This window comes from Spongiactinospora gelatinilytica, assembly GCF_003236385.1.
Lineage (GTDB): Bacteria > Actinomycetota > Actinomycetes > Streptosporangiales > Streptosporangiaceae > Spongiactinospora > Spongiactinospora gelatinilytica.
In genome coordinates, this window is record NZ_POUA01000105.1 from 1 (window position 1) to 20,408 (window position 20,408).

At 72.1% G+C, this 20,408-nt stretch carries 22 protein-coding genes; 12 read left to right on the forward strand and 10 right to left on the reverse strand.

Annotation, left to right across the window (positions count from 1 at the left end):
* The 6 genes from C1I98_RS15385 to C1I98_RS15410 form a co-directional block, all read left to right on the forward strand.
* Positions 1 to 775 (forward strand): acyl-CoA desaturase (locus C1I98_RS15385; protein WP_111168151.1); only part of this gene is annotated, 775 nt, incomplete at its 5' end.
* Between the two features lie 199 nt (positions 776 to 974).
* Positions 975 to 1,178 carry a hypothetical protein gene (locus C1I98_RS41425; protein ID WP_158558050.1) on the forward strand — a complete coding sequence of 68 codons (204 nt, stop codon included), beginning with the start codon at positions 975 to 977 and terminating at the stop codon, positions 1,176 to 1,178.
* A 182-nt stretch (positions 1,179 to 1,360) separates the two neighbouring features.
* Complete coding sequence (locus C1I98_RS15395; RefSeq protein ID WP_233507890.1) at positions 1,361 to 2,404, forward strand: LysR family transcriptional regulator; 1,044 nt, start codon at positions 1,361 to 1,363, stop codon at positions 2,402 to 2,404.
* A gap of 188 nt (positions 2,405 to 2,592) precedes the next feature.
* Complete coding sequence (locus C1I98_RS15400; RefSeq protein WP_111168154.1) at positions 2,593 to 2,877, forward strand: GlsB/YeaQ/YmgE family stress response membrane protein; 285 nt, start codon at positions 2,593 to 2,595, stop codon at positions 2,875 to 2,877.
* Positions 2,878 to 2,945: 68 nt separating this feature from the next.
* Positions 2,946 to 3,290 (forward strand): hypothetical protein, encoded by a 345-nt coding sequence (locus C1I98_RS15405; protein WP_111168155.1) that lies wholly within the window; start codon positions 2,946 to 2,948, stop codon positions 3,288 to 3,290.
* 142 nt (positions 3,291 to 3,432) lie between these two features.
* On the forward strand, positions 3,433 to 3,636 hold the full coding sequence (locus C1I98_RS15410) for a hypothetical protein (RefSeq protein ID WP_111168156.1): 204 nt from the start codon (positions 3,433 to 3,435) through the stop codon (positions 3,634 to 3,636).
* Between the two features lie 49 nt (positions 3,637 to 3,685).
* Here C1I98_RS15410 and C1I98_RS15415 read toward each other — a convergent pair whose 3' ends face one another.
* Positions 3,686 to 4,546: a universal stress protein gene (locus tag C1I98_RS15415; protein ID WP_111168157.1), complete on the reverse strand. Its 861-nt coding sequence runs from the start codon at positions 4,544 to 4,546 to the stop codon at positions 3,686 to 3,688.
* Positions 4,547 to 4,644: 98 nt separating this feature from the next.
* Complete coding sequence (locus C1I98_RS45050; RefSeq protein WP_267898050.1) at positions 4,645 to 4,770, reverse strand: hypothetical protein; 126 nt, start codon at positions 4,768 to 4,770, stop codon at positions 4,645 to 4,647.
* Positions 4,771 to 5,101: 331 nt separating this feature from the next.
* Between C1I98_RS45050 and C1I98_RS15420 the strand changes: the two genes are divergently transcribed.
* Entirely contained in the window at positions 5,102 to 5,647 is a 546-nt protein-coding gene (locus C1I98_RS15420; RefSeq protein WP_146607458.1) for a DUF5994 family protein, read from the forward strand.
* A gap of 277 nt (positions 5,648 to 5,924) precedes the next feature.
* On the opposite strand, the gene C1I98_RS15425 is transcribed toward C1I98_RS15420, so the two are convergent.
* Positions 5,925 to 6,380, reverse strand: coding sequence for an STAS domain-containing protein (locus C1I98_RS15425; protein WP_158558051.1), 456 nt, complete (start codon positions 6,378 to 6,380; stop codon positions 5,925 to 5,927).
* 162 nt (positions 6,381 to 6,542) lie between these two features.
* Positions 6,543 to 6,965, reverse strand: coding sequence for an ATP-binding protein (locus tag C1I98_RS15430; protein ID WP_111168160.1), 423 nt, complete (start codon positions 6,963 to 6,965; stop codon positions 6,543 to 6,545).
* A gap of 196 nt (positions 6,966 to 7,161) precedes the next feature.
* Between C1I98_RS15430 and C1I98_RS15435 the strand changes: the two genes are divergently transcribed.
* Both C1I98_RS15435 and C1I98_RS15440 read left to right on the forward strand, forming a co-directional pair.
* Positions 7,162 to 7,593, forward strand: a complete 432-nt coding sequence (locus C1I98_RS15435) for a sulfatase-like hydrolase/transferase (protein WP_267898051.1) — start codon at positions 7,162 to 7,164, stop codon at positions 7,591 to 7,593.
* A gap of 24 nt (positions 7,594 to 7,617) precedes the next feature.
* Entirely contained in the window at positions 7,618 to 8,634 is a 1,017-nt protein-coding gene (locus C1I98_RS15440; protein WP_111168162.1) for a DUF418 domain-containing protein, read from the forward strand.
* 24 nt (positions 8,635 to 8,658) lie between these two features.
* Here C1I98_RS15440 and C1I98_RS15445 read toward each other — a convergent pair whose 3' ends face one another.
* The 6 genes from C1I98_RS15445 to C1I98_RS15470 form a co-directional block, all read right to left on the reverse strand.
* Positions 8,659 to 8,910, reverse strand: coding sequence for a hypothetical protein (locus tag C1I98_RS15445; protein ID WP_111168163.1), 252 nt, complete (start codon positions 8,908 to 8,910; stop codon positions 8,659 to 8,661).
* 137 nt (positions 8,911 to 9,047) lie between these two features.
* Positions 9,048 to 10,334: a lysine N(6)-hydroxylase/L-ornithine N(5)-oxygenase family protein gene (locus tag C1I98_RS15450; RefSeq protein ID WP_111168164.1), complete on the reverse strand. Its 1,287-nt coding sequence runs from the start codon at positions 10,332 to 10,334 to the stop codon at positions 9,048 to 9,050.
* A gap of 77 nt (positions 10,335 to 10,411) precedes the next feature.
* Positions 10,412 to 11,176, reverse strand: coding sequence for a thioesterase II family protein (locus C1I98_RS15455; protein ID WP_158558052.1), 765 nt, complete (start codon positions 11,174 to 11,176; stop codon positions 10,412 to 10,414).
* An 86-nt stretch (positions 11,177 to 11,262) separates the two neighbouring features.
* Positions 11,263 to 14,124 carry a LamG-like jellyroll fold domain-containing protein gene (locus tag C1I98_RS15460; RefSeq protein ID WP_111168166.1) on the reverse strand — a complete coding sequence of 954 codons (2,862 nt, stop codon included), beginning with the start codon at positions 14,122 to 14,124 and terminating at the stop codon, positions 11,263 to 11,265.
* Positions 14,125 to 14,265: 141 nt separating this feature from the next.
* A complete protein-coding gene (locus C1I98_RS15465; RefSeq protein ID WP_111168167.1) occupies positions 14,266 to 15,231 on the reverse strand; it encodes a lytic transglycosylase domain-containing protein in 966 nt (321 codons plus the stop codon).
* A gap of 23 nt (positions 15,232 to 15,254) precedes the next feature.
* On the reverse strand, positions 15,255 to 16,595 hold the full coding sequence (locus tag C1I98_RS15470; RefSeq protein WP_111168171.1) for an aminotransferase-like domain-containing protein: 1,341 nt from the start codon (positions 16,593 to 16,595) through the stop codon (positions 15,255 to 15,257).
* Between the two features lie 71 nt (positions 16,596 to 16,666).
* On the opposite strand from C1I98_RS15470, the gene C1I98_RS15475 reads away from it, so the two are divergent.
* The 3 genes from C1I98_RS15475 (at position 16,667) to C1I98_RS15485 (ending at position 20,340) form a co-directional block, all read left to right on the forward strand.
* Positions 16,667 to 17,494, forward strand: a complete 828-nt coding sequence (locus tag C1I98_RS15475; protein ID WP_111168168.1) for an alpha/beta fold hydrolase — start codon at positions 16,667 to 16,669, stop codon at positions 17,492 to 17,494.
* A gap of 317 nt (positions 17,495 to 17,811) precedes the next feature.
* Positions 17,812 to 19,503, forward strand: a complete 1,692-nt coding sequence (locus C1I98_RS15480; protein ID WP_111168169.1) for a sulfatase-like hydrolase/transferase — start codon at positions 17,812 to 17,814, stop codon at positions 19,501 to 19,503.
* 249 nt (positions 19,504 to 19,752) lie between these two features.
* Positions 19,753 to 20,340: a hypothetical protein gene (locus tag C1I98_RS15485; RefSeq protein ID WP_199536967.1), complete on the forward strand. Its 588-nt coding sequence runs from the start codon at positions 19,753 to 19,755 to the stop codon at positions 20,338 to 20,340.
* Positions 20,341 to 20,408: the final 68 nt, after the last annotated feature.

A 20,408-nucleotide genomic window follows, 5' to 3' on the forward strand; every position in this document is an offset into this window, starting at 1 on the left:
CGGGCTGGGGGTGACGGTGGGGTTCCACCGGCTGCTCACCCACGGTTCCTTCACCGCCCTGCCATGGCTGCGCACGGCGCTGGCCATCGCGGGATCGATGGGATTTCAGGGCAACGTCATCGACTGGGTCGCCGTCCACCGCCGCCATCACGCCTTCACCGACCGGCCAGGTGATCCACACTCTCCCCACCGGTACGGCACCGGCCTGCGCGGGCAGCTTCGGGGGCTTGCCCACGCCCACCTCGGTTGGCTGTTCACCGGCGACGCGACGACATCCGCCGGACGCTACGCCCCCGACCTGCTGGCGGACCCGGTCATGACCCGCGTGGCCCGGGCCTTCCCCGCGCTGTGCGCGCTGTCGCTGGCGCTGCCGTTCCTGGCCGGGTGGGCGATCACCGGCACCCTGCACGGCGCCCTGACCGCCTTCCTGTGGGCCGGGTTGATCCGTGTCGCCCTGCTCCAGCACGTCACCTGGAGCGTCAATTCCCTGTGCCACATGATCGGGAACCGCCCCTTCAAGACCCGCCGCTACGACCGGGCCACGAATCTGTGGCCGCTGGCCCTGCTGTCCTTCGGCGAGAGCTGGCACAACGGCCACCACAGCGAACCCACTTGCGCCCGGCACGGTCTCGGCCGAGGCCAGATCGACCCGTCCAGTGGGGTGATCCGCCTGCTCGAACGGCTCGGCTGGGTGAGCGATGTGCGCTGGCCCAACCCCGAACGCATCCAGCGCCGCCGTACCGGCCCGCCTTCACCGGCCCCGGCCGGGGACTGAAACCGATGACCCTGCCGGATCCGCCGCCGGTATGGCTGCCGGCCGGTGCGGCGGTGGCAGTGGTGATCGTCATCGGCCTACTGGCCGGGCGCGGTCGTCACGTCGGCCCTGTGCGGGCCGGAATGTGAGTGGGAGCGTATGTCACTCTGACGGTGGTTCGGCGTCGGACTGGGAATGGTCGCCGGCGCGGGATTCGGTGGTGCGGTTCTTCGCCGGTTTCCGCACCGAGTACAGCCCGTCGGTCGGCGATTTGTTCGTCGTCGGGGTCGTCGTCGGGGGCTTCGCCGTGCCGGCTGCATTCCAGGCCCGCATGCCGCTCGTCGGCATCACCGCCGCGCTCGTCCTGCGCGGATCGTTCATCCTGGCCGGACCCGCCACCTGCTACCCGTCGGCGCGTTCCTGATCTTTACCACGGAGCGGGTCGTCCACCCTCGTGGTGTGCGGCCCGACCTCGCGCGTAATCCGGTGCTCGACCGGCTGACCTACCTCTCCGGTGGCGACCGATGCCGCCATCGCTCGTTTCCCCTACCAGACCGGGCCATCGCGGACGGGCATGCGGTTCACACAGCCACGCCGCGCCCTAGAGTGGAAGACAACGGAGACAACGGCCTGAAACGGCGCCGCCCGGACAGGGAAGGGGTGGCGGGCATGGAGTTACGGCAGCTCCGCTACTTCGTGACGCTGGCCGAAGAACTGCACTTCGGCCGGGCCGCGGCACGCGAGCACATCGTGCAGTCCGCGCTGAGCCAGCAGATCCAGCGGCTGGAACGCGAACTGGGGGTGCGATTGCTGGACCGCAGCACCCACCACGTCAACCTGACCCCCGCGGGCGCCGCCTTCCTCATCCAGGCACGCCAAATCCTCGATCACGTGGGCCGGGCCGGGCAGGCCGCACGCCATGCCGCCGCCTCAACGCCCACGCTGCGCGTCGGCATCATCGACGCCGGCTACGACACCATGCCGCAGATTCTGCGCGAACTCCAGCGCGGTCATCCCGACATCACCATCCATCAGATCGAAGCGGGCAGCCCCGAGCAATACCGGCAACTGGCCGACGGGCGCCTGGACATCGCCATCGGACACGCCGCCAAAGCCCCGGCCGAGGTGACCTCCAAGCTCATCAGGCTCGATCCGCTCGGCGTTCTGCTACCCGACGACCACCGCTTCGCCGACATGGACGGCGTACCCGTGACCGCCCTTGCCGGCGAACTCCTGCTGCTGGGCGAGGAATCCCAGACGCCGGAGCTCAACGAGTTCGTCATCACGCTGTGCCGTTCGGTCGGATTCGTGCCGGCCCTCTACGAGGGAACCGTGGAGAGCACCCGTGCCGCCGCCGACCTCGTCCGCCAGCGCCGCTGCGTGCACTGCGTCCCCTCCTCCTTCCGCACCTCCAACCGGCCCGGCACCACCTGGCGGCCCCTGGCCGACCCCGCGACGCACTACCCCTGGTCACTACTGTGGCACGACGCCAACCCCTCTCCTCACATCGCCACCGTCATCGACAGCGCCCGGCAACTCGCCGCGCAACTCGGCTGGCTGGAAGCCGCCGCCCCGCCCAGCGGGCCCGGCGGACCAAGGCCCGGCGAAGACGCCCCCACGGCCGCCGGCCACAGTGATGAGCCTGCCTGATGCCCCGGTGATCGGTTCTGCAGATGGGTCCTTCCCGGATCGCCTGTTTCGCCTACGGCACGCGCGGGTGTTGGCTCGAAGTGAACGAGTCTGATCGCCGACGATCGCGCGGCGGCCGGCTCCTGCTTCGACCGGTCCGGAAGACCGATCCCACGCAGCCGTCGATGCACCGCCACAGGAGTCCGGCCATGGGCATCATCGCTTGGATCATTCTCGGACTGGTCGCCGGGGTGGTGGCCAGAATGCCGGTCCCCGGCAAGGACACGCAAGGTTTGATCATCACTTTCGGGCTCGGCATCGCCGGGGCGCTGCTGGGTGGGTTCCTCGCCACCAAGGTGTTGCACGTCTCGGGCAGCCAGGGGTTCTTCCACCTGGCCACCTGGCTGTGCGCCATCGCCGGCGCGGCAGCCCTGCTGCTCGGCCACAACCTGATCACCGGCCGGCGCTCCGGCCGCTGGGCCGGCCGCCGATGACCCCGCCCGGCACGCTCCGCAACCCATTCCAGCGCTCACGTGCCTGCCCGTGGCAGGGGTGGTGCGTGATGTCCGTCGCCGCAGCCGTCGCGGTCATCGTCGTCGGCGCCGTCCTCACCTTCGCCCTGGCCGACGGCCCGGTGGGCGGATCGATGGGCGGTGCCGGACAGCGCATCGTGGGCGTCATCCTGATGCTGGGTGGCATCCTCGGGCTGTTGGTGCCCCTGTTCCGTACCCGGTCGCGCTGGAGCGGGTCGACCGTCCGGAGCCGGCAGGACGCCATCGATGACCGGTCACCGCCCGGTCCCGTCGCTCCGGCCGGCCGCAACACCAAGCGGCGCGGCAGCCGCGGGCCCACCGCCGACTCCGACCGCCCGAGTGCGCCCGGCGGATCGGCCGGGCAGGACGGCTGAAATGGATCGATCCCGGAGGCGGGCAAGCCTTGTTCCAGGAACTCCTCGCCGACACCATCTCCCGGCCGGCCGCCTCTATCCGCGACGACCGGCGATATACAAGGCAAAACCCCTCAAAACGCCTCCTGAAAGGCGAAGCGCCATGAATCTCCGCAACGACGACAAACACCTGCAGGAAACCACCGACCGGCCACCGCTCCCACCCGAGCCCGAGCCCGGACGCGGCCACGACGGCAAGCGCAGGCCGCCGCCACCGCCCGACAAGCTCGTCTACAGCCCGGCGATCCAGCCCGGCGCACCGCCGACGCCGCCCGCGCCGCTGCTCATCCCTGAGCCTGCCGGCTGATCCATCCGCCGGCACCCGCTCGGGTTCCGCGTCGCCCGCCAGGGCTCCCTTATGGACGCACCACAGCGACAGAGCCGCGTGCGCCGTACAAGAGCCCGAGGGTGACGGATCCGAGCATCACGGCGCCGATCGCCCCTCGGCCCTGCGAGCCTACGACGACCAGATCCGCCTGAGCCGAAACGCTGATGAGCGCATCGACGGGGTGGGCACGACGGACGTCCTCGATCACCGGAACCTGCGGATACCGCCGCCGCCACCCGCCAAGGGCGGCCGCCGCGGTCCGGCACCGAGCAGCGTGGATCTCCTCCAGATCATGGGCGCGTCCGGGGATGTGAGCATGCGCCGGCGGTCGCCACGCATGGACCACACGCAGCGTGCTCGCGCGGAGCATCGCCTGCTCGAAGGCGTAGGCGAGGGCGGGTTCGCAGGCCTGATAGTCGTCGAGCCCGACGACGACCTGCCCATGGGCGGTGCCGGAGCCGGTGCCGGGGCCGAATCGGACGACGACCACCGGGCCGCGCACGTGCCCGGCCACATGGGTGCTCACCGACCCCAGCACGGCGCCGGGGAAGCCGCCGAGACCGCTGCCGCCGATCACGATCTCGGCAGAGTCGCCGGCCTGGCCCCGCAACGTCGCCGCGGCGCCGCCCTGAAGCAGTTCGCAGTCGACGTCGATGCCGGGCTGCCGCTTGCCCGCCACCGCCTCGGCGTCGCTCAGCACCCGGTGCGCGCTGCGCATGACATCACCCTGACCTTGGGCGGAGAACATCGCCATCGCGTACGGTGTGCGCTCCACGGCATGGACGATGCGGAGCCGGGCACCCGCGCGGGCGGCATCGTCGGCCGCCCACTCAACGGCCGCGGTCGCGGCATCCGAACCGTCGACGCCCACGACGATGACACGATTCATGGCAACTCCAGATCTGTGCCCGCAATTCGCGGATCACTCGAGGCGAGAATGTGCAGGGCCGACCCGGCACATTTCGATGTCGGTGCCGGTCGCCGCGGTCAGCTCTTGGGCATCTTCCCGGTTTTCCCGGCGCGCCGCCCCAGGTCGTTTTCAGATTCAGACTGGATGGCCATGCCTTTCGACTCCAGGTGCTGGTTGCCGGTGGCACGGCCGAGGTAGATCATGATTCACCCCTGAACGGCCCGCACCCTGGATTTGATCTTCATTGTCGGGCTCATGGCGCTTCCCTTCGACTGCTCTCGGACGCAACGCGACCTGTTCTCAGGCTGTTCTTCCTGACAGGCGCAGGAAACAGGCAATCACCGACCGGGTTATCACCGCGATCGATAACAGCGCCGATCATCCCGATGGCGGCTTGACGCCTCTCCGTGCCTCAGCAAAAGAGGTAGAATAGAAACACCGAGGACATTTCGTGCGCTGGCATTCAGGTTGGCGTCGCCCGCGGCGACAGACCACTTCGGCCCACGTATGGGCCTGATAGGCCAGGCGACCATCATGACGACACTCCTCTCCCCGTCCAGCCCTGTACTCGCGGCTCAGGCCGCGCCCAGGCTCAGCCTCAACGCCGTCCTCGATCAGCGAGGTACCGTCGACGGCGCGTGGTGGCCGCGCTCCCGCGACGCCGCCGCCGAACTGCCCGCGCTCATCTCGGCCGTCGACCGGCGGCTCGACAGGGCCGTCCTGCGTGTGGGCCTGCATGCGGACGCGTGGGATCACATTCCGCACCGCATCCCGGCCCGCGGCCGCCACATCAGAGTGGGCTGGTTCAACAGCGCCGACCCGCATCTGATCACCCTGAGCATCGCGGGAACCGTGCCGATATCCCTGCTGGTCATCCCGCCCGGCACCGCAGACGGCCCGGCCATGGCCGCGCTCGCGCTCGCCGCCGCAGGCACGATCGGCGTCCGTCCGGCCGACATGCTCCACCCCGCGCCCCCTGCGGAAGGCTCACCTGGCCGGGACGGCTCGGCCTCCTGGGAGAACGAGGGCGGCCACGTCGCCGACCCCGCGCCCGCACGGCCCGCCACCACCTGGTCGTAGCGCAAGGCCCGGCCGGCCGGCCGATGGTGTGGCCCGCGTGGGCGCGGCCATCATGGTCGATGCTCGCCGTCCGCCCGTTCTCGTCTGGCCGCGGCCGCGATCTGCTCCGCGGCATGCTCGTTTTCGGCGCGGGCCTGGGCGGATATCGCGGCGGCCCCGGCCTGGGCTTGTCCCCGCATCTGGCGGCGCGGCCGATCCAGCTCGGCCGCCGGTGCTCCGGGATGGCGGGATGCGACGCACCTGTCGGTCTGCCGGGCTCGCCGGCAGAGGGCGTTCATCACTTTGGGGCCATCCGCCGGTGCGGTGGTTTCTGAGCCCGGCCAGGTGGATCAGGTCCGGGCGGCGGCGCGTGCAGGTGCAGGCCGGGCGCCTTGTGCCAGCCGGTGAGGTTGAGCAGGCGCTGTACGTGCCAGGGCGCCGACCGCAACGTCAGCACGTGACCGCTGCCTCCGTCATGCAGAGCGGCGGCGGTGGTGACCAGGGCGCGTAGCCCGCCGACGTCGATGAACGCCAGGCCGCTCAGATCGACGATGAAGCTGCCGCCGCCCATTGCGGCCAGCGCCCGCCTCAGGGCGGGCAGGGTGGCGTAGTCGATCTCACCCTCGATCCGCAGGCCCACACGGTCGGCGAGCGGGGTGATGCGCAGGAGCCGGTCGGCTGCGGCGCCGGGGGCGGGCGCGAGGACAGGGACGAAGACAGGGCCGGGAGTGCCAGGGGCGTCCGGGGTGTTCACATCAGCTCCAACCGGGCGTACGGGACACGACACCACGAAGGCCGGCGAAACCACCTTGCGATGCGCCGACATGAACGACGCGGTGACCTGCGAGCGGGGCACGATGTCCTGATCATCCAGCGGATTCGACGGAGCGGAAAGCATCAATCCCGACCGTGCTTATCACCGCTGGTGATCACCGGTTGGATCAGATCGCCGCCCGCCCCGGCGATACAGGCGCAGTCGCAGGCGGACATGACCCGCCACGCCAACGAGGCCGACCTCCTCACACGGGCGGCGGATCAGCCACAGCCCGGCCACGCGACCGGGGGATTCGCGTTCGGTGTCCAGATGAGCGCCGGTCAGGGTGCCCGCGACATCGACGACCTCCAGGTCAACGCCCGCTCCATCGCACCACGCGGTGAGGGTCCCGCCTCCGCCGCCGCCGTGCTGCGGCACGTTGGTGGCGGCCTCGTTGGCGGCGATCACCAGATCCTCCAGGAACCGCCCGCTCAGGCCCGCTTCGGTACCGAAGACGCGGACACGGCCGCGCGGCGCGGCCAGGTCACTGGTGATCGGCCACTGTGACCGGAAGCCGGAGATCACACGAAATCGCCACCTCTCGGAGGTGGGGCCGAATCGCCCGCCGCCCTACTGCCCAACCCCGGCCCCGCCATGCCGATGAGCATGTGCCCCGGGGAGGCCGGCGGAGGGTCTTGGGGGCCGGGCCTGGCGAATCACCGCCGGGGGCTCAGCCGGCACGGCCTGGGAGGCCCCCGGCGACCGCGAGACCAGTGCCGAGATCACGGCGAGGGTCAAGGCGGGCGACCAGGGCGCGCTCAACCACCGCGACGGCGGATCGCTGTCGACCTACCGCAAGATGGTCCAGAGCCTGGACTCCGCGGTCGGCAGCGTCCTGGCCACGCTGCGCTCCTCGGGCGCCGAGCGCAACACGATCGTGCTGTTCAGCAGCGACAACGGCGGCGGGCGCTGGTCCTACCAGTGGCCGCTGAGCGGCGGCAAGGGCGGCCGGACCGAGGGCCGACGTACGCGAGCAGGCCGACCTCGCCGAACGCGACCCCGCCCTACTGGCCGACCTACGCACCGCCTGGGAGGACATCGACAAGACCCTCCTCCCCTACCCCACCTGACCCCCGCGACAGCGGTCAGGGGACCGGTCGGAAGTACTGTGGGCGGGGGGTGTGATCCTGCTTTTGGCCGTGGTCGGCAATGAGGTGGGGTCGTACGTTGAGGCCCCATGTCACTTGAAGACCTCTCATCGGTCGCGCGTGCCCAGCAGGCCGCGCCGCCGCTCCGGCGGGCGCGGGTCGGGGCGCTCGATGTTCTGCGCGGGTTCGCGCTGTGCGGGATTCTGCCGGCCAATGTGGCGCCGATCGCCAACACCGGCGATGCCATGCGGGCCGTGACCGCCGGTCAGGGGGTGGACGTGCTCGGGCTGCTCGTCCATCAGCGGTTCTTCCCGATCTTCTCCCTGCTGTTCGGGATCGGGTTCTCGCTGCTGCTGGACTCGGCGGGCGACCGCGTCGAACGCCCGCGCGTGCTCCTGCTGCGCAGGCTGCTGGTACTGCCGGTCATCGGGCTGGCGCACCTGTTCCTGCTGTGGCGCGGCGACATCCTGACCGTGTACGCCCTGGTCGGACTGGTGGTCCTGCTGCCCTCGACGTGGCTGCCGCGCTGGGCCGTGGCCGGGCTCGGCGTGGCACTGGTCGCGACGTCGCTGATCATCCAGGGCGGGCACTACTCGCTGGTCCCGGGATTGTTCCTGCTGGGCTCCGCGCTGACCAGGTACGGTGTGGTCGCCCGGATCGAGCGCGCCACATGGGGCCCCGTGGCGTTGTGCGCGGCGTTCGCCGCCGCGGCGGCGCCTTTCGTGGTGGCGCAGATGTCCGCCCACGACGCCCTGGTGTTCACCGTGGCGGGGCTGCTGCTGGCCGGCGTCTACGTGACCGGCGTGATCTCCCTGCTGCGCACGCGGCTGCGGCCGGTGCTCAGCGCCGTGTTCGCACCGCTCGGCAGGATGGCGCTCACCAACTACCTGAGCGCGACGGTCATCGTCAAGGTGCTCGCCCCGGCCTTCGGCGGCGCTGCCGCGGGCTGGCCGCCCGAGCGGATCGTGCTGTTCTCCTTCGTCGTCCTCGCCGCCCAGTGGGCGATCTCCACCGTGTGGTTGCGGAAGTTCCGGTACGGGCCGGTCGAATGGCTGTGGCGGTGGGCGACCTGGCTGCGCAGGCCGCCGCTGGCGCGGCGGCCATGACCGCGTCCCGGGGCGGGCGGGCGCTCAGCGGCCCTTGGCGGACGCGCCCTGCTCTCCGGGCGTGGCGACTTCGATGCGCAGCCAGGACGGCAGCAGCCGCTGCACGCTCGCCAGTGCCATCACCCGCGAGACCGCCCCCGCGACGGTGAGGGCCCCGGCCACCCAGGGAATGGTGTCCGGGATGCCGGTCGCGGCCACGATGCCGGGCAGCGCGACACAGATGCCGACGAACGCCTGCAGGGCCGTGCGGATGGCGCGTTTGTTGTCGTCGCTCACACTGATCACCTCCGCCAGGGCGGCGACGGCCCTTCGTGGCCTTTGCTCCTGCCCACAGCCCATGATAACCGAGGGTCATGATGACTTGACGGTAAGTAGTAGGTGTAGTAGGTACGGCCACGGCCCCGGCCGGACGGTCAGGGGCCGGTCGGCTGAGCCAGCCGGCTGGACCGGCGCGCGATGGACTGGACGATCTCGCCGGTCCGCACAGCGGTCATGGACAGCAGCGAGGAGGCGATCCCGTGCGTGTCCTCGGTGGCCCCTTGCAGGTAGACGCCCCAGGTGTGATCAGGGTCGGTGGCGATGCGGTAGTCGCGCTCCACCATCGGCCCACCGTCCTCGCGCAGCCGGCAGAACGCCCCCGCCTCGCCGAGCAGTTCCAGCGGGTCGCGCTCGCGGTAGCCGGTCGCGAAGACGATCGCGTCGGCCTCCAGGGCCGTCGTCTCCCCCGTGGGCAGGAAGCGGACAGTGGCCCGCACCGAGTCGGAGCCGGACTGTACGCCGGTCAGCCGGGAGGCGTTCATCACCCTCAGCCGCTCGCACCCGGCCACCTTCTCGGCGTAGGAGCGGCGGTAGAGCTCGTCGATGAGGTCGAGGTCCACCACGGAGTAGTTGGTGTTGCGCGAGTAGGCGAACAGCATCCGTTTCACGTCGTCGGGCGCGGCGTAGTAGTGGTCCACGGCCTCGGGGTCGAAGATGCGGTTGGCGAAGGAGCTGTCGTCGGCGGGCGAGTAACCGTACCTGGTGAAGACCGCGCAGACCTCCGCCGCGGCGTGGGTGCGGTGCAGGTGTTCGACGGCCTCGGCGGCGCTCTGCCCCGCGCCGACCACGACGAACCTGCGCGGCTCGGGATCGCGCAACGCCGCCAGCCGGGTCAGCAGTTCCTCGGTGTGCCAGATCCGCTCGCCCTGCCGTACGCCCTCGGGCAGCACCGGGTCCAGGCCGACGGCGATCACGATGTTGCGGGTCAGGCAGGTGTGCAGCTCGCCGTCACGCTGCACGACCACCTCCAGCGTGCCGGAGTCGGCGGGCCGGACCGAGACGACCTCCGAGCCGTAGCTCACCTGCTGCTCGAAGGCGGCGGCGGCCCACTCCAGGTAGTCGTGGAACTCCAGGCGGGTGGGGAACATGGTCTTGTGGTTGATGAAGTCGATCAGCCTGCCCCGGTCGTGCAGGTACGCCAGGAAGGAGTGCCTGCTCGTGGGATTGCGCGGGGTGACCAGGTCCTTCAGGAAGTGCACCTGCATGGTCGCGCCGTCGATGAGCATGCCCCGGTGCCAGCCGAACCGCGGCTGCTTCTCGAAGAAGACGGCGTTCACTCCCGAGCCGTACTGCTCTTCGAGTGCCACCGCGAGCGCGAGGTTGGACGGCCCGAAGCCGATGCCCACAACGTCATGGACCTGGCCATGTAACGATTTCGACATGTTCGCCCTTCGTGAGAACCTGCTGAGGGGCCGCCCGTTCTTAGGCAAGGCTCACCTAACTTAGCAACCCTTTGCCTTCATGTGAAGCGGCGGGTGAGGTCCTCGGCCAGGACCTTGATCAGGGCGTCCCGGCCGGGCACGAGGTGGAAGTGGTCGCCCGGGACGCGGTGCAGCGTGAAGTCCGCGCTGGTGTCGGCCTCCCAGGCGGCGACCCGCCCGGCCTCCACCGTGTCGTCGTCCTCGGCGCTGAACGCCGTGATCGGCACCGGCAGCGGGGCGGCGGGCCCCCTCCGGTAGGTCTCGATCAGCCGGTAGTCGTTCCTGACGATGGCCAGGACGATCTCGCGAAGTTCGGGGTCGCCGAGCACGGCCGGGCTGGTCGCGCCCTGCGCGAGCAGGTCGGCGGCCAGGGCGTCGTCGTCGAGCAGGTGCCGCGTCTTGCCGGTCACCGGGCCGGGGGCCGGGCAGGCCGAGACGTACAGGGCGGCGGGCGCGGTGGCGGGGTCCGCGAGCAGCCTGCGGGCGGTCTCGTAGGCGGCGGCCGCGCCCATGCTGTGGCCGAACAGCGCGATCGGCAGGTCACGCGCGGTCGCGGCCAGGGCGCCCGCGACGCCCTCCGCGAGCGGCCCGATGTCGGCGATCAGGTCCTCGGCCAGCCGGTCCTCCCGGCCGGGGTACTGCACGGCCCACACTTCGAGCCAGGGGGGCGCGGCCTGCCCCCAGCCGCGGAAGAAGCTCGCCGCGCCACCGGCGTGCGGCAGGCAGATCAGGCGGGCCGTGGCCCCGGGCCGCCGGGTGTGGACGCGGATCCATGGACTGTCGGGCGGGGTACTGGGCGTCATGCCCCCATGCTCCCTTATCCGCGCGGGGCCGCCCCGGAACGCCGGCCGCGCGGGCCGGCGCGGCATCCAGCGCCACCGCGGAGGAGTCAGGTGACGGGGGTGTTCATGTCGGCCTGGATCTGCGCCGGGGTCAGCGCCCGGTCGTAGAGACGGACCTCATCGATCAGCCCGCTGAAGAAGTCGCCCCAGAACCCGTTCCCGCCGATGAACAGGTCCCACCCGGTCGAGACCCGGATGTCGCCGCTCACCGCCTGCGTCCCCGCCGGCACGCCGTTGACGTACAGCCGCAACGCCGTCCCGTCGTAGGTCGTCGCCAGATGCGACCACTCCCCCGCCGTCAGCGGCGACGAGCCGAACGTCTCGGTCTCCCCCGAGATGCTCACGATCGAGGACGGACGCACGTTCGAGGTGGACCCGAACAGCCCGTACGACAGCCCGCTCGGGTGCTCCTTCAGCACCACCGTGTCGTACTCGTCGCCCACCGAGACCGGGCGCACCCACGCCTCCACCGTCATCGCGCCCGTCAGCCGCAGCGCCGCCGCGTCCGCCACCCGCACCCAGCTCGACGAACCGTCGAAGGACAGCGCCTGGCCGTGCCGCCCCGCCGCCCAGGAGGCGTTCCGCGCGGTGCCGGTGTGGCCGTTTCCTGAGGCGTCGGCGACCGACGTGCCGCTCCCCTCGTCCATGCCGTAGGCGGCGACCAGCCCGGTGGGCTGGGAAACGGTCTGGTAGGTGGCGGTGTAGGCGGCCGCCGTCGCCGGCGCGGTCATGTTGTGGCTGGCCGCGCCGCCGTCGGACCAGGAGAGGAACCCCTGGTCGCCCTGCGGGGAGGGGGCCGAGACGGAGTTGCTCGAACCGACGATCACCGTCCGGGTGAACGGCGCGGGGATCTCCGCCCCGTTGAAGCCCAGCCGCAGTCCCGCGGGGGCGGTGCGGAAGGTCAGGTCCACCGTCTTGGGCTGGAGCAGGACGCTCTCGGTGTCGGTCAGGCCCTGGGCGTCCCGCACGGTCAGGCGCAGTTCGAGGTGGGAGGGGTATTCGTGGTCGGGGGCCTGGAAGGTCCCGCGCTCACCGGTGAACGTGGTGATCTGGTGCTCGTGGCAGGTGCCCGGGCAGTGGTGCAGGATCAGCGTCCAGGTCATCCGGGAGCCGGGGATCGTGCCGTCCTGGGCGTCGGTACCGGTGCCGGAGTAGTCCACCGTCTCGCCGACCGCCCACGTCACATCAGCGGCCGGCGCGTCGATCCGGGCGGCCGGAGCGCTGTTGTCCACGTTGATCGTGACCGTGGCGTCCCCCTGGCCGCCCTTGCCGTCGCTCACCCGCAGGCGGACCTCATAGGAGCCGGGCTGGGCGTAGGTGTGGGCGGGGGCGGCGGCGGTGGAGTCGTCGAGGTCACCGTCGCCGTCCAGGTCCCAGGCGTACGTGAGCGGGTCGCCGTCGGCGTCGCTGGAACCGGCGGCGGAGAAGGCGACCGGCAGCGGCGCGGTGCCGGAGGTCCGGTCTGCGGCGATGATCGCGACCGGCGGGGTGTTGGCATAGATGTAGCGCAGGATCCGGCCGTTGTTCAGGTCCACGGCGAACAGGTCGCCGCCCGGGCCGGTCTCCAGCTCGACCACCGGGGTGGCGGAGTCGAAGGTGGCCACCGAGGCGGGCGCGGGCAGGCCGTTCGCGCCCTTGGGCATCACCCACACGCAGCCGCGGCTGTAGTCGGAGAAGAACAGCGCGCCGTCGAAGGAGTCGGGGTAGTCGCCGCCGTCGTAGAAGGCCACGCCGCTGGCCGAGGAACCGCCGGGCGGGCACGGCTCGCCGGGCACGACGCGGGAGCTGTGCCGCCAGGCGAAGTACGGGGCCGAGTGCGCGCCCGCGCCGGCCGCGTAAAGGGTCTCGCACAGCGTCAGGTTGACGTTGTCGTAGCCGCCCTGCCGGTTCGGGCCCTCATAGCAGGGCCAGCCGAAGTTCTGGACCGAGCCGGTGGGGTCCGCGACCCTGCCGATCTCCTCGTAGCCGTCCCAGCCGACCTCGCCGTACCAGATCTCGTCGGTGCCCGGCCGGTGGGCGATGCGGAACGGGTTGCGCATGCCGTGGGCCACGACCCTGGCCAGGTTGGCGTCGCCGCTGCCGGCGTTCGGGTTGCCCGCCGCCGCCTGCCCGGTGTCGGGGTCGATCCTGATCAGCGCGCCGTTCAGCCCGGCGGGGTCGGCGGTGGTCCGCACGTCCTGGGCGCGCAGCGCGCCGCCCTCGGCGTTGGGCGGGGTCAGCGCGGTACCGGCCGGGGACGGCGGGTCGCCGCACGGGTTGTCCGGGGTGATGTCGGAACGGGGGAAGTTGTCCTGGCCGTAGTCGACGAAGTTGAAGCTCGCGCCGTCGCCCGAGGACGCGTACAGCGCGCCGTCCCTGCCGAACTCCAGGTCGCCGACCGAGTGGCTGGGGTACTGCTGGCACCAGTCGGTGATCAGCGGGGTCTCCGCGCCGGTGGCCGACAGCACCGACAGCCGCCCGCTGACCAGGCAGCCGTCGCTGGTCGGCCCGGGTGGCGTGGGGCACGGGTCGTCGCCGGCACCGGGCGTCCCCCAGCGCGGGGCGGTGCCGCCGGGCGGCGCGTCGTAGGTGTAGAGCACGTAGATGCGCGGGTCCTGCGGGAAGTCCGGGTGCAGGGCCATGCCCAGCAGCCCGCGGTCCCAGAAGTTGTGCACCTGGGTGCGCAGGTCGGCGAAGGTCTCCGGCGTGGTGTCGGCGAGCGAGTCGAAGACCTTGATCAGGCCGCTCTTCTCGGCGACGAAGACCCGCCCGTCGGCGGCGAACTCGACGTTGGTGGGCTGGGTGAGGCCGCGGAGCGCGACCTGCTTTTCGAATTCGGCCGGCAGCGCGGCGGCGGGCCGGGCGGTGAGCACGACCAGGCCCGTCATCAGCAGCAGGACCGATAGGAGGGCATGGCGGACACGCGTCATGGGTTCTCCCGGAGGTGAGCTGGAACCGCCCGCGGCGCCCCCTGATCACCTCGGCGCCTTACAAGGTTTATCCGCCCCGAACGGTGCGATGCCAATCAGGTGACCACATGTGGTCATCGGTGGCCGCGCGGTGCGGCGGCGTCACAGGCCGGGGCCGGTGAGGCGGCGGTCACCGTCGGTGGTGACCACGTAGACCTGCCAGGAGTGGTAGCGGTAGAAGCTTCTGACGTCGCGTTTCATCTGGCCGGCGTGCAGCAGGACGGCGTTCACGTAGCGCTGTGAGTGGTTGTAGGCGAAAAGCGCCCTGCGGTAGTCGCGGGGGGCGCCGGAGGCGTGCAGGTAGTTGGCCGCGGCGAGGATGGAGTCGCCGGTGTCGTGGACGTCGCCGCCCATGCCGTACGCGGCCCAGGTGCCGGGCATGAACTGCATGGGGCCCTTGGCCCCGGTGTGGCTCGGCGAACGGACCCTGCCGAACTTGGTCTCCACGAACATCACGGCGGCGAGCACCTGCCAGGACACGCCGAACCTCCGTTCGGCCCGCTTGAAGTGGCGCAGCAGTGCCGCCGCGGGTTCCGGCTCGCGGACGCGGAACTTCGCGCCGCCCTTGAGCGGGCGCACCAGGGACAGCAGGTCGCGGGCGGCGGTGACGTCGTCCCTGGTCTGCCGGGCCAGCGGCGCGGCGAGGCGCGGGTAGGTGCGGTCGGCCAGGGCGGGCTTCCTGGCCAGGTGCCGGACGATCCGCTGCTGGCGCAGGGCGAGCAGCACCACCGCCTCGGGCGGGCGGCCCTCGTGGTCCCAGGCGTCGATGGCCGCGCGCAGCGCGCCGGTGGTGGTGGTGAGGTCGGCGGCGAGCCCGGCGGCGTCCTTGGGCAGCGGCGCACCGGCCGCGGGCGCCCCCGCCGCGTCCGTACCCCCGGTGGGGCCGGTGTCCCGGCCGCCGTCCGTGGGTGCGGCGTTCTCGGCTGCGCCGGTCGGGGCCGTGGCGGGCGGGGTGCGGGCCGTCGTGCCGGAGGAGGCCGCGCCGCCGCACCCCGCGAGGACCGCCCCGGCCAGGACCGCGGCCAGCGCCGCCCGCAGCGCCCCGCCGTCCGCTCGCTGCTCGTTCATCCGCCCCAAGGTATCGAACCCGCTCACTCCACGACGGCGTCTTCCGGAGCGCTCCTGGCCAAGGCCGCCAGGGTGTCGAGGGCCGACAGCAGCGTGGGCACCGCCGGGGAGGCCAGGGCCAGCCGTACGGCGTTGGGGGCGTGGCCGGGCCCCGCGGCGAACGCCGCCCCCGGGGTCACCGCGATGCCCTGGCGCGCGGCGGCGGCCACGAACGTGTCGGCCCGCCACGGCTCGGGCAGCCGCCACCAGCAGTGGTAGGCGTGCGGGTCGGCCGACACCTCGAACCCCGCCAGCCGCTCGGCCGCGATCCGCTGCCTGGCCGCCGCGTCCCGCCGCTTGGCCGCCTCCAGGCGGGCGGTGACGCCCTCGCTCATCCACCGGGTCGCCGCGTCGAGGGCGAACGGCGAGGCGGCCCAGCCGCCGGAGCGAAGCGCCGAGGCCACCGGCCCGGCGAGCGCGGCGGGCGGCATGACGAACCCGACCGAAAGGCCCGGCGCGACCCGTTTGGACAGGCTGTCCACCACCACGACCCGGTCGGGCGCGGCGGCGGCCAGCGGCGGCAGGTCATCGCGCAGGAAGGCGTAGACGCCGTCCTCGATGGCGTGCAGGTCGTGATCGTGCAACAGCCGGGCCAGGTCGAGCCTGCGCCGCTCGGGGGCGGTGACGCCCAGCGGGTTGTGCAGCGCGGGCTGCAGGTAGAGGGCGCGCAGCGGCAGGGCGGCGCGCACCGCGCCGGGGACGAGCCCGTGCTCGTCCGTCGCCAGCGGGACCAGGGTGATGCCGAGCCGGGTCGCCACGCCTTTGACGATGGGATAGGTCAGCGCCTCCACGCCGAGCCGCTCGCCGGCCGGCACCAGGGCGGCGACCGCGGCGGCGATGGCCTGCCGGCCGCTCCCGGCGAACAGCAGGTGGCGGGCCTCGGGGGCCCACCCGCCACGGGCGAGGGCCACGGCGGCGGCCTCGCGGGCGGCCGGGGTGCCCGCCACGCCCATCGGCCGCAGCGCGGCGGCCAGCGAGTCGTGCCGCAGCATGCCGCCGAGCGCGGGCGCGAGAAGTTCGGGCTGCTCGGGCAGCACCGAGAAGTTGAGCTCCAGATCGACGCGCACCCCGGCGGGCTCGGCGAGCGCCGGATCGGCGCTCGCCCCGGCGGCGCGCACGAACGTGCCGCGGCCCACCTCGCCGACGGCGAGGCCGCGCCTGATCAGCTCGGCGTAGACGCGGGCGGCGGTGGAACCGGCCACGCGGTGGTCCCTGGCGAACCGGCGCTGCGGCGGCAGCCGGTCCCCCGGCCGCAGCTCGCCCGCCGCGATGCGGGCGGCCAGGGTGTCGGCGATGGCGCGGTAGTCCCGATGGTCGTCTGCCATGCCGCCCATTAGATTGCACCGAGAGCATTTTGGCAATTGCTCCGAGCAAGCGCACCGAATAGCATCGGAGCATGAACACCGGAAAGACCGCCGCGGTCAACGGGATCACCATCGCGTACGACGACGAGGGCGACGCCGGCGCGCCCGCGCTGGTGCTGGTCCACGGGCACCCGTTCGACCGGTCGATGTGGCGTCCGCAGATCGGCCGGTTCGCCGGCGAGAGCCTGCGCGTGATCGCGCCCGACCTACGCGGCTACGGTGGCAGCACGGTCACCAGGGGGATCACCCCGCTGCCGGTGTTCGCCGCCGACATCGCCGCCCTGATGGACCACCTCGGCGTGCCCGCCGCCCTGCTCGCGGGCCTGTCCATGGGCGGTCAGATCGTGATGGAGTTCCATCGCTCCCACCCCGGCCGGGTCCGTGGCATGGTGCTCGCCGACACCACCGCCCGGGCCGAGACCCCGCAGGGCAGGTGGGAGCGTGCGATGACGGCCGACCGCCTGCTGCGCGAGGGCATGGACGGCTACGCGGCCGAGGTCCTGAACAAGATGATCTCTCCCGCCAACGTCGCGGGACTGCCCGAGGTGGCCGCGCACGTGCTGGCGATGATGCGCGGCACCGCACCGCAGGGCGCGGCGGCGGCCCTGCGCGGGCGCGCGGAACGACCCGACTACCTCGATTCCCTCGCCGGGGCCACGGTGCCCACACTGGTGGTCGTCGGCGCGGACGACGAGTACACCCCGATCGCCGAGGCCCGGCTGATCCACGAGCGGATCCCGGGCGCCGCGCTGGCGGTGATCGAGGGCGCGGCGCACCTGCCCAACCTGGAGCGGCCCGCCGAGTTCGACCGCGCACTGGCCGGCTTCGTATCGCGGGCCGCGAGCGAATCCAGCCGATGATCCGCACAAAGTTTCGACAGCGCATGCGACACGAGCCCCTGAGAGGTGCCTTCTGATCGCATGAGGCCCCGGATGGGTCCATAATCCCGGTGGTTCTTCGTTTCACCTCCGGCCGGGACGCCCCATGGCCCCGGCGGCGGAGCCCGACGTCGCCCCTGAAGGAGACAGCCATGCGCGCAGCCCCCGCGCCGCCGTACCGGCCCCGGTGAACCACCTGGACCTCCCGGCACGCGATGTCTTCCCGTTGCCGGTAGGCCGCCGACGGTTAACGATCAGCGGCTACACTCCCGCCGACCCTCCCCATCGAAGCGGAGCAAATGAACGACCACTTTCCCACCCGCCGTGCCTTCCTGGCCGGAGCGGCCGGCGGCCTCGTCGCCACCTCGGCCATGGGCGCTCCGGCCGCCGCCGCGGCGCCGGCCAGACGGCCCAACTTCGTGATCGTCCTGGCCGACGACCTGGGCTGGGGCGAACTCGGCTGCTACGGCCAGAAGATGATCGAAACCCCCAATCTGGACCGGCTCGCGGCCGAGGGGGTCCGCTTCACCAGCGCCTACTCCGGTGCCCCGCTGTGCGCGCCGTCCCGGGCCTCGCTGCTCACCGGGCTGCACACCGGCCACTCCACCGTGCGGGAGAACCCCGAAGGGGGTCAGCAGTTGTCCATGACGTCCGCCGACCTGACCTTCGGCGGGCTGCTCAAGCTGACCGGCTACCGTACGGCCTGCATCGGCAAGTGGGGCTTCGGGCCGGAGCAGTCGCATCAGCCCTCGCATCCCAACGCGCGCGGGTTCGGCGAGTTCTTCGGCTTCATCGGCCACCGCCACGCCCACCAGTACTGGCCGCACTATCTGTGGCACAACCGCGACACGGTCGACCTCGGCGGCAACGCCTACGCCCCCGACCTGTTCCTCGACCGCGCCAAGCGGTTCATCAAGGACGCGGCCGACTCCGACGACCCGTTCCTGTTGTACCTGCCCACCACGCTGCCGCACGCGCCGAGCGAGGTGCCCGGTACGGCCGGGCGGTATGAGAACAAGCCCTGGACGCGCGCCAACCGCAGGCACGCGGCGCAGGTCACCCGGCTCGACGCGCACGTGGGCGAGGTCATCCGGACGCTGCGCGAGTGCGGCGTCGCCGACTCCACGATCGTGCTGTTCTCCGGCGACAACGGGCCGCATCGGGAGAAGGGCGTCACGCCCTGGCTGTTCGACGCCAACGGCCCGTTCCGTGCCGACAAAAGAGACCTTTACGAAGGCGGCATCCGCGTCCCGATGATCGCCTGGTCGCCGTCCCTGCTGCGCGGCGGGGCGGTGGAAAGCGAGCCGGTGGCCTTCTGGGACGTGCTGCCGACCCTCGCCGACTTCGCCGGTGTGCCGGTGCCCGACCACCTGGACGGCCTTTCCATGCGCGGGCTGCTGACCGGGGCGGGCGGCTTCGCCGGGCACCCGCACCTGTTCTGGAACCGGCCGCGCAAGGTGCAGGCCGTACGCCGGGGGCACTGGAAGGCCGTGCGCTTCGCGCCGCGCATCGCGGGCGCGGGACCGGGCGGGCGCCTAGAGCTTTACGACCTCAAGACCGACCGGGGCGAAAAGCACGACCTGGCGGGCGAGCGGCCCGAGCTGGCCGCCGAACTCGACGCCCTGATGGACGCCTCGGTGGCGCCCGACCCGCGCCTGCCGTACGGGATGCGGCTCGGCGGGCAGGTGGCGGCGCGCGGCGGCCGGACGCACGAGCTGGTGGTCACGCTGCACAACGGGTCCAAGGTGTCCTGGGACGACCTGCGGATCGACCTTTCCGTGCCGAAGGGCTGGCGGGTCAGCCGGAGCACCGCCCGGCGCGCGCTGGAGCCGGGCGCTTCGGCCAAGGTCGTGTTCCGGGTCACGCCGCCCTCCCAGACCGCGCCGCCCCGGCGGTTCACCTCGACCGCGCGCTTCTCCGCGGGCGGCCGGCCGGTCCGCTTCCTGGCGCACCGCAAGATCGCCGTGGTGGCGGCCGACGCGGACCGCTGACGCGGCAGGACTTCCGGCCGCCCCGGGCGCGACGCCCGGGGCGGTCCGGTATTTGCCGCCGGAGTCCCATCTGAACCGAAACCCACCCCCGGACTGGCGCACAAGCGGTGGGGATCGCAGACTGGAAGGTGACATCACTGGGCAATACACATGGAGTGTGCCGTGCACGATCAGCAGACTCAAATGCCCGCACTGGTTCCCGCCCTGTCGCGGGGCCGACACCGAAATCCGCGTAAGGGCGCCTGCTTCATGGAACTGGCGTCCTACCTGGCGGGGGAACGCTGGAGCGACCACCCGGCCTGCACGCACCCCCTGCTGGCCGCGCTGGCTCGCCTCGTCAACGACTTCACCACCGACGGGGCCAGGAACCAGCTCGCCCCGCTGATCCCGTCCGTCATCGGGCTCACCAGCGAGGACCTGCGGGTGGACGCCAGGCTCGCGCTGCGCGCCGCGACCACGGCGCTGCCCGTGGTGGCCGCCGACCTCCAGCTCGCCATGGCCGTCTCGGTGCTCGCCGCCGAGCAGATCCTGGCCGAACTGGACGGCCGTACGGACGGCGAGCTGAGCGAGGAGAGCGAACGCGCCCTGGCACAGGCCCCGCTCGCCGCGGAGGGCGCGCGCAAACTACGCCGGGGCATCCGCGTCTCCACGCGCGGCTTCCGCCGCTTCGCCGCCCCGAACACCGTCCAGCTCGCCGCCCGCGGCATCGCCAACGCCTGCGTCGCCGACGCCGACACGCTGCTACGCGGCCTGCTCTCCGACGCCATCGCCGACTGCCGCGCCCTGATCGGCGCCCCTGCCCCGCGCCGCCGTACAGCCGTCCTCATCAACGCCTGACCCACTGGTCAGGGGGCCGGGGTCTTCGAGCCCCAGGGCCAGCGGGGACGGGGGAGGCGGGTCATGAC

Bases quoted from the DNA above. Each gene is read 5' to 3' on its own strand.
- C1I98_RS15440 (WP_111168162.1), top strand. From the start codon at position 7,618: ATGTCACTTGAAGACCTCTCATCGGTCGCGCGTGCCCAGCAGGCCGCG.
- C1I98_RS45050 (WP_267898050.1), bottom strand. From the start codon at position 4,770: ATGATCTACCTCGGCCGTGCCACCGGCAACCAGCACCTGGAGTCGAAA.
- C1I98_RS15460 (WP_111168166.1), bottom strand. From the start codon at position 14,124: ATGACGCGTGTCCGCCATGCCCTCCTATCGGTCCTGCTGCTGATGACG.
- C1I98_RS15470 (WP_111168171.1), bottom strand. From the start codon at position 16,595: ATGGCAGACGACCATCGGGACTACCGCGCCATCGCCGACACCCTGGCC.
- C1I98_RS15410 (WP_111168156.1), top strand. From the start codon at position 3,433: ATGAATCTCCGCAACGACGACAAACACCTGCAGGAAACCACCGACCGG.
- C1I98_RS15475 (WP_111168168.1), top strand. From the start codon at position 16,667: ATGAACACCGGAAAGACCGCCGCGGTCAACGGGATCACCATCGCGTAC.
- C1I98_RS15480 (WP_111168169.1), top strand. From the start codon at position 17,812: ATGAACGACCACTTTCCCACCCGCCGTGCCTTCCTGGCCGGAGCGGCC.
- C1I98_RS15400 (WP_111168154.1), top strand. From the start codon at position 2,593: ATGGGCATCATCGCTTGGATCATTCTCGGACTGGTCGCCGGGGTGGTG.
- C1I98_RS15465 (WP_111168167.1), bottom strand. From the start codon at position 15,231: ATGAACGAGCAGCGAGCGGACGGCGGGGCGCTGCGGGCGGCGCTGGCC.
- C1I98_RS15455 (WP_158558052.1), bottom strand. From the start codon at position 11,176: ATGACGCCCAGTACCCCGCCCGACAGTCCATGGATCCGCGTCCACACC.
- C1I98_RS15420 (WP_146607458.1), top strand. From the start codon at position 5,102: ATGACGACACTCCTCTCCCCGTCCAGCCCTGTACTCGCGGCTCAGGCC.
- C1I98_RS15415 (WP_111168157.1), bottom strand. From the start codon at position 4,546: ATGAATCGTGTCATCGTCGTGGGCGTCGACGGTTCGGATGCCGCGACC.
- C1I98_RS15450 (WP_111168164.1), bottom strand. From the start codon at position 10,334: ATGTCGAAATCGTTACATGGCCAGGTCCATGACGTTGTGGGCATCGGC.
- C1I98_RS15405 (WP_111168155.1), top strand. From the start codon at position 2,946: ATGTCCGTCGCCGCAGCCGTCGCGGTCATCGTCGTCGGCGCCGTCCTC.
- C1I98_RS15485 (WP_199536967.1), top strand. From the start codon at position 19,753: ATGGAACTGGCGTCCTACCTGGCGGGGGAACGCTGGAGCGACCACCCG.